This is a genomic window from Fimbriimonadaceae bacterium, from assembly GCA_023957775.1.
Lineage (GTDB): Bacteria > Armatimonadota > Fimbriimonadia > Fimbriimonadales > Fimbriimonadaceae > JAMLGR01.
This window is the reverse complement of record JAMLGR010000026.1, coordinates 1-6647: the sequence shown is the minus strand read 5'-3', so window position 1 is coordinate 6647 and position 6647 is coordinate 1. Positions and strand designations below refer to the sequence as shown.

The following is a 6647-nucleotide window of genomic DNA, read 5'->3' as shown; positions in this document are numbered from 1 at the left end:
CTTGGGGGTGCCGAGCAGAGGCGACCTCTCGCTACAATGCGCGTATGTCGAGCTACGCACCGGGAGTTGAACGAGATGGCCGTTGACGATTCGTGGGCAGCCGGGCAAAGTTACGAGAACTTCATGGGCCGTTGGAGCCGACGTCTCGCGCGGGAGTACGTCTCCTGGCTGGGAATGCCGGCGGGTCTGGACTGGCTCGACGTCGGCTGCGGAACGGGAGCCCTTGCCGAGGCAGTCGCCGACCTCGCCGCTCCAGCCTCGGTCGTGGGCTGCGACCCCTCGGGCCCCTTTGTCCACCACGCGCAGGAAAGCACCCGCGATTCCCGGCTCTCCTTCATAACCGCCGGAGTAGACGACCTGCCGATCCATCCCGACGGATTCGGCTGCGTCGCCTCCCTCCTTGCGATGAACTTCATGCCGGACTCAGGCGACGCCGTTCGGCGGATGGCCTCTGTGGCGGCGCCCGGTGCCACCGTTTCCGCGTGCGTATGGGACTACGGCGAGGGCATGCTGTTTCTCCGTCACTTCTGGGATGCCGCCGCCGCCCAGGCCCCGTCCGCCGCGGTGCTGGACGAGGGCGCCCGATTCCCCATCTGCCGCCCCGATGTGCTTGTGAATCTGTTTCGGGGCGGCGGTCTCGCCGACGTGCATTGCGCGCCCCTGGAGATCCAAACGGAGTTCAGGAACTTCCAAGACTACTGGCATCCGTTCCTTGCCTGCACCGGGCCCGCCCCGTCGTACGTCGCCTCGCTCTCGGCCGGGCGTCGGGCAGATCTGGCGCGGGAGATCGAGGCGCGGCTGAGTCCCGAATCCGACGGAAAGATCGTGCTCGACGCCCGCGCGTGGGCGGTTCGAGGCGTCACGGAAAGGTCGCGAGAGGAATTTCAACCAGAGGCGTGAAACCCATAGCGCTCTTTGCGTTCTTTGCGTGCAACTCCCCTCAGCGCCCTCGCACGCGGAGGTCGATGCCCCACAGGCCGCGGCCGTGGGTGGCCACGATCAGGAACCCGTCCTTGTGGATCGCGAGGTCGTGCGCGTAGACCGTCGGCAGGCCCTTTCCCAGCACCGACCAGTTCCGCCCGCCGTCGGTGGTGACGTACACGCCCATGTCCGTTCCAACGTAAAGGGTGTCCTGGTCGGCAGGATCCTCCTTCACCACGTTCACCGGGCCGCCGGGGATGTTGCCCGCGATGGAGGTCCACGACTTGCCGTAGTCGGTGGATTTGAAGAGGTACGTCCCGAAGTCGTCGCTGCGCTTGCCGTTCACCCCGACGTACACGGTGCCCTCGGCGAACCGAGAGGCCTCGAGGGTCGCGATGTGCAGAGCCTCTGGCAAGCCGGCGTTGACCTTCGTCCACGTGGCGCCCTCGTCGCGCGTGACCTGCACGTTGCCATCGTCGGTGCCCGCGTAGATCACACCCTTCTTGAGCGGCGATTCCGCCAGGGCGAAGATCGTCGAGTAGGCGATGTTGCCCTGCTTCGCCTCGTCGAGATTCGTAAGGTCGGGGCTGATCTTGCGCCACGTCTCGCCCTGATCGTCGCTCACAAACACGAACTGCGCGCCGTACAGCACGCGACGAGGGTCTGTCGGCGAGACGAGGATGGGCGACACCCATTGGGCGCGGCGCCTGTCGGAGCCGAAATCGGGGCTGAGATTCTTGCTGAGCGGCGGGTTGCCCGTGCGCGCGTTCTTCTGCGAATAGTCCACCCTCTGCGGACCGCCTCCGTAGCGCGACACCACGTAGAGAAGATCGGGGTTCGTGGGGTCCACCGCGTGGCGGCCCGACTCGTCCCCAGGACCCGACTCCCAGGCCTTGGCCTCAAGCGTGCGGTCGGAGTTCACGACGATCTCGCCGCGCCAACCACCAAAATCCTGGCGGCTGGCGTAGGCGTGGAAGGTTCCTTCAGCTTGCGAAATCGAGACGTTGTAGAACTGCGCGATCGGCATGTTGTTCGCGTGCTTGAACGTCGCCAAGCCGTCGTGGCTGATCATCAGCCCACCGTCGTTCACGACCATCACATGCTTCGAGTCCTTCGGATCGATCCACAAGCCGTGATAGTCCACGTGGTTCCCGCGAACGTTCCTCCACGTCTTGCCGCCGTCGGTCGTCCGGCGGTGCTGCAGGCCGATGACATCCATCGTGAGAGGGTCGTTCGGGTCGACCCGGATCTGCCCGAAGACCCACCCGTATTGCGGAAAGAGGCCCTTGACCGCGGCCCCGCCCTCCACGGCCTTCCACGTCTCGCCCTTGTCCTCGCTGCGGAACACTTCGGCGCCGTTCCGGAAGATCACGGCCACCACCACGTTGGGCTGGCTGGCGCACACGTCGAGGCCGATGCGCTCGCACTCGCCCTTGGCGAAATCGGGAAGTCCCTCGGTAAGGGGCTTCCACGTTTTGCCGCCGTCGGTGGTCTTGTAGATGCCGCTCTCGGGGCCGGCCACGGGGTCGTTCCACCGTGTGCGAAGGCGCTGGGCCGTGGCGGCGTAGAGCGTCTCGGGGTCCTTGGGGTCCATCGCGAGATCGATGACGGCCGTCTTCTCGTTCTTGAAGAACACCTTGCGCCACGTCTTGCCGCCGTCGGTGGTCTTGTACACGCCTCGGTCGGGAGTGAAGGTGTACTCGTGGCCGGCGCTGGCGACGTAAACGATGTCGGGGTTCGTTGGGTGGATGCGGATGCGCGAGACGTGCTGGGTGTCCGTGAGGCCCATGTGCTGGAAGCTCTTCCCGCCGTCGGTGGATTTGTACACCCCGGTGCCGGCCATCGAGCTGCGCAGGATGTTCGCCTCGCCGGTGCCAGCCCACACGACGTCGGGGTTCGAGGGCGCGATCGCCAGGTCGCCCATCGACGCACTGGCTTGGTTCTCGAACACCGCGTCCCAGGATCCGCCGTCGTCGACGCTGCGGAAGATGCCGCCGGACGCCGCCGCCGCGAGGATGAGGCCGGGCCGGTCGGGGTGTCCTTCGACGTCCACGATGCGGCCGGTGCCGATCCGCGGGCCGAGTTCGAACCACGGCTGCTGGAAGGGGCTCGTCGCACGCATCTTCTGGTGGGCGGCGAACTGCTCGAGGCGAGCGCGGGCCTGGGCGCTGTCGGCGACCGGGGCGCCTTGCAGGGGGACGAGGGCCAGTGCGGCAATCAGGGCGAGGGACATGCGTGCATTATCCTCCTTGGGGCCGGTCCACGCACCCGGGCATCGGGCGCGCGCTCAACCAGGGCGAGTTCACCGAAAGACGGAAGGAGCATGAACACCGCGGAGTCAGCCTCGGGGGCGGAACCGCCCAATTTCAGGTGCGCGCGGAGCGATGGGCTTTCGTCTGCTCCATCCCATCTCGAATTGCCGCTTCAAGGATGTCCATCCGGATGTCTCGAAGCGCTTTGAACCTGATGCAGTACCCCGAGATGGATGCCCTCCCGAGGTCCTTTCCGTACGTACGTGCCAGGTAGGTCTTATCTTCTATCCCAAGGATGTACACCGAGATTCCCGTTGTGTTTGCACTGATCCCGATTTGATAGAACTCTCGAGTCTCCCCGTTGGCGTACTTGATGGTTCGTGTGCCGTATCCCACGTTCGGGTTCGAGACAACCTTGCCGGCATCGTCCTTGCCATCCAGAAACCACAACTTGCCTTGCGGCATCGCCGTCAGAATGACGCGGTGCAACTCCTGCATGTCGCTTCGTTTGGATTCGGGTTGAGCGTCGAAGTACGCGCTGATTTGTTCTTCCACTTTCATGGGATTGGAGTTACGACTTGTCCACGCGGGTCAGCGGGCCCATCCACGCGTCGGGCGGACTGGCCAGACCTCACGGCGTTCTCGTGTGCCCAGGTTTGATCTGCACCCGAACATTCATTCCATGCATGATGGCCTCCATTACACCCTAACCGAGGCGAGCCGCCCCGCGATTCAGCTTCCCATTTCCGTGTGGTGGTGGGGGCGGTCCGCATCGTGGCGGCATCGCATTGCATTGCACCAAAACGACAGGCCATTTACTTGGAACCGGGTTCCGCACCTTCCAGTTGGGCCAGCCTGACCTTCACCATCTCGACGACCAGCGCCTCGGGAATGGGCTCGCTCAACGGGAACTGGACGGACCCCTTGGCGGACTTGTAGCCGGCGAGTTGATCGGCGAACGCCTCGATGACCTCCGGGCTCGGATAGAAGCCCACATGTTTGGCGTACCCTGCGATCATGATCTGCTTGTCGCGCTTGCCTCCCTCAACCAGGGCAAACGCCGGGATGTTGTAGTTCATCTGCTCGCTTACCCCGGGCGCAGCCTTCCAGATGCACGAGCGCAGCGCCTCGAGCGCGCGGCGGGTTTCCGGAGGCTGGGTGGAAATGTACGCGTCGACGTCCTTGGATCTCTTCCCTGCTTTGGCCATTGCTACCTCTTGGTGCTCCAGTTCCGTAACGCTCCGGTTCAGCCACGGGCCGTGCAGCGTGCCGTCCGCTGCAACCGGTTGTTATGCACCACGCTCATGAAATGCTCGTAACGTACTCTTCCGGGAAGCCCAGTTCTCTGAGGACTCGCTGGAGTTGACCCGCGTATTCTGGATTCCGTTCGTGTGTCTGAGGCGCTTCGCACAGGTTGTAGCACAGAGCCGGCAGAGGGGTTCCCCCCAGAGGCTGGGCAAGTACAGCTTCCGAATGATACTCCTCCAGACCAGGTGCGGCGTAGAGCCGGACCAGTTCTTGATGCGTAAGCGCGAACAGCATCCCATAGGCACGATCTCCCGCGGACGGAACGAGTGTTGCGCGGTGGCCGATCCGCAACGCAAAGCCGTCCACATAGGCGCGACGCGGGCTGTTTGGTTCCACACCCGCTTTGCGGAGGAGATTGCCGTCCATGAACAAGCCGTAGAAGAAGACGTCGACACGGCGTTCACTCATGTACGTTCACCTCTGTGTGCATAACGCTCATCGTAACAGGCGAGGCGGACGGGCGCGACGCGTGCGCATGCATGCGGCTTGACCGGCCCAACCGTCGCGTTCACGCTGGTGTTAGGCAGTCGGTCCACTCGAAGCTCCTTGGACGAGCCCATGACAAGCCTCACACAGAATCGTGGACGAGTCCGACTCGGCTGGAACTTGAGCCCTCGATACTCGCTTAGATCTTCATCCATGTCGTCGCCTCCTAACGACCCAAGCTCAGCGACCCGGCGCACGGGACGCATGGATTGCAACTGCGACGCTCCCGCCGGGTTCGCTACAGCACATGGTTAGGCGTTGCGGCTGTTGGAATGGAAGCGTTCATGTGATTCGGCGCCTGTAGCTGCCCCATCGCATCGTGATGAAAGTGTTGACGGCAACGATGGCGACCACGCCCGCAACGAGCCAAAGAATCCGGACCCGCCAAAAAGCAAAATGTCGCATGACGAAGAATTCAAATGCGGCCGTCACGATGACGATGATGACGCCCTGAACTCTGATGAAGGTGTCGGCAGTCAACGCAGTTCGGCACTTGGGGCACGAAATCCAGATTGGGCACGGAGCGAGTACGATGGTGCTCGCAGGTATCTTTTCGTTGCAGTGCGGGCAAAGGCTCATGGCGAGGAAGGGGTGTTCTGCTTGACTCTCGTTCTCAGGATGCGCGAGCGACGCCTAACGCCCTGCCGATCAGCAGCCGGCCGAAGGCTGGTCCTCCTGCATCGGCATGTTGTCCGGTGACCCCTCGACCTTCGATCTCCCCGCCCGCAGCTCGCGCCGCCGCATCGACACGCACTCTTTGCAGATGTGATCACGATGCCCGGCTCCCGAGAACTTCTCATTTGGACGGACTCGGCCGCACACCCAGCAGTAGTGGCCACGTCTCTTCTTCATCTGGAGAACGTACCCAATCTCCAGCTCTGTGCCGCGCGCGAGCGCTCGACCCGGTTACGAACGCCGAGGGGTGGGCCCGTGTCGGCTGGGGCGCGGAGCTAGAACGTCCGCGATAACAGAGTCGCGGGAGTAGATTGTCCATTTCAAGCCGCCCGGTTCCGCGACTTCGGTTCATTGCATTGTTATATGCCGATCACTCGCGACGATTTTCACGAATGGGAATTGTTCCATCAGGAATCTCATGTCGGCCACATGGAATTCGTTCTAGATCAAACGAACCCTGATAGCCGAGTATTTTACCCCAAAACGAGTTGGTAATGGATACTTCCACCTCAAAGCGATCTGTCGAATCATTGTACGATTCGCGAACATATGCGTCGCCTGAGAAAAACCGTGGAAAAGGAATTGTCAGAGGGCCGACAAATAGACGTTGTTTCCCGGTGGTAACGATCATCGAACCATCGTCATCAACCGCGAAATGCAAATCAACAGACAGGTGTTGATGAGTACCGGCGTACAGAATAGGTGTTCCGCGGGATTCGCTGTATACAAAGAATTCGTCAAACTCGCGTTGTTTCGATGGGAAAGAAAACGATCGTTTCCACGTGACCGTTTCACGACCAAAGCAATCCAAATAGGCGTAGTTTCGGATTTCAAACGGGATGTTCTTGCCGGTTTCGGGGAATAGGATTCGACGTAGCGATCCAACGAAAAGAAATGGCACGACATACCATCGCCCGTGCCACACGTCATCCATTTCGCCCGTACCGACATAAGCAGCATCCGATTTGCTGGAGATTCCATATTGTTCTCGAATCTTAGGGTGCA

The 6647-nt window shown here is 62.0% G+C and carries 8 protein-coding genes; 1 reads left to right on the top strand and 7 read right to left on the bottom strand.

Going from position 1 to position 6647, the window contains the following annotated elements:
* Positions 1 to 75: 75 nt before the first annotated feature.
* Positions 76 to 900: a class I SAM-dependent methyltransferase gene (locus tag M9921_15785; protein ID MCO5298309.1), complete on the top strand. Its 825-nt coding sequence runs from the start codon at positions 76 to 78 to the stop codon at positions 898 to 900.
* Positions 901 to 940: 40 nt separating this feature from the next.
* Here the strand turns inward: M9921_15785 and M9921_15780 are convergent, their stop codons facing one another.
* From M9921_15780 to M9921_15750, 7 genes are all read right to left on the bottom strand, one after another.
* Positions 941 to 3154, bottom strand: a complete 2214-nt coding sequence (locus tag M9921_15780) for a hypothetical protein (protein ID MCO5298308.1) — start codon at positions 3152 to 3154, stop codon at positions 941 to 943.
* Between the two features lie 133 nt (positions 3155 to 3287).
* Complete coding sequence (locus M9921_15775) at positions 3288 to 3734, bottom strand: DUF1801 domain-containing protein (GenBank protein ID MCO5298307.1); 447 nt, start codon at positions 3732 to 3734, stop codon at positions 3288 to 3290.
* A 254-nt stretch (positions 3735 to 3988) separates the two neighbouring features.
* Complete coding sequence (locus M9921_15770) at positions 3989 to 4381, bottom strand: DUF1801 domain-containing protein (protein ID MCO5298306.1); 393 nt, start codon at positions 4379 to 4381, stop codon at positions 3989 to 3991.
* A 94-nt stretch (positions 4382 to 4475) separates the two neighbouring features.
* Complete coding sequence (locus M9921_15765; protein MCO5298305.1) at positions 4476 to 4889, bottom strand: gamma-glutamylcyclotransferase; 414 nt, start codon at positions 4887 to 4889, stop codon at positions 4476 to 4478.
* 360 nt (positions 4890 to 5249) lie between these two features.
* The gene (locus M9921_15760) at positions 5250 to 5447 is read right to left on the bottom strand and encodes a hypothetical protein (protein MCO5298304.1); all 198 of its coding nucleotides are present in this window, start codon (positions 5445 to 5447) and stop codon (positions 5250 to 5252) included.
* A gap of 168 nt (positions 5448 to 5615) precedes the next feature.
* On the bottom strand, positions 5616 to 5819 hold the full coding sequence (locus M9921_15755; protein MCO5298303.1) for a hypothetical protein: 204 nt from the start codon (positions 5817 to 5819) through the stop codon (positions 5616 to 5618).
* 193 nt (positions 5820 to 6012) lie between these two features.
* Positions 6013 to 6647, bottom strand: a 635-nt coding sequence (locus tag M9921_15750) for a DUF4166 domain-containing protein (protein ID MCO5298302.1), incomplete at its 5' end; no start/stop codon positions are given.

What these genes read in the sequence shown, in the direction of transcription:
- M9921_15780 (MCO5298308.1), bottom strand. Translation starts at nt 3,154, where the DNA reads ATGTCCCTCGCCCTGATTGCCGCACTGGCCCTCGTCCCCCTGCAAGGC.
- M9921_15755 (MCO5298303.1), bottom strand. Translation starts at nt 5,819, where the DNA reads ATGAAGAAGAGACGTGGCCACTACTGCTGGGTGTGCGGCCGAGTCCGT.
- M9921_15775 (MCO5298307.1), bottom strand. Translation starts at nt 3,734, where the DNA reads ATGAAAGTGGAAGAACAAATCAGCGCGTACTTCGACGCTCAACCCGAA.
- M9921_15765 (MCO5298305.1), bottom strand. Translation starts at nt 4,889, where the DNA reads ATGAGTGAACGCCGTGTCGACGTCTTCTTCTACGGCTTGTTCATGGAC.
- M9921_15770 (MCO5298306.1), bottom strand. Translation starts at nt 4,381, where the DNA reads ATGGCCAAAGCAGGGAAGAGATCCAAGGACGTCGACGCGTACATTTCC.
- M9921_15785 (MCO5298309.1), top strand. Translation starts at nt 76, where the DNA reads ATGGCCGTTGACGATTCGTGGGCAGCCGGGCAAAGTTACGAGAACTTC.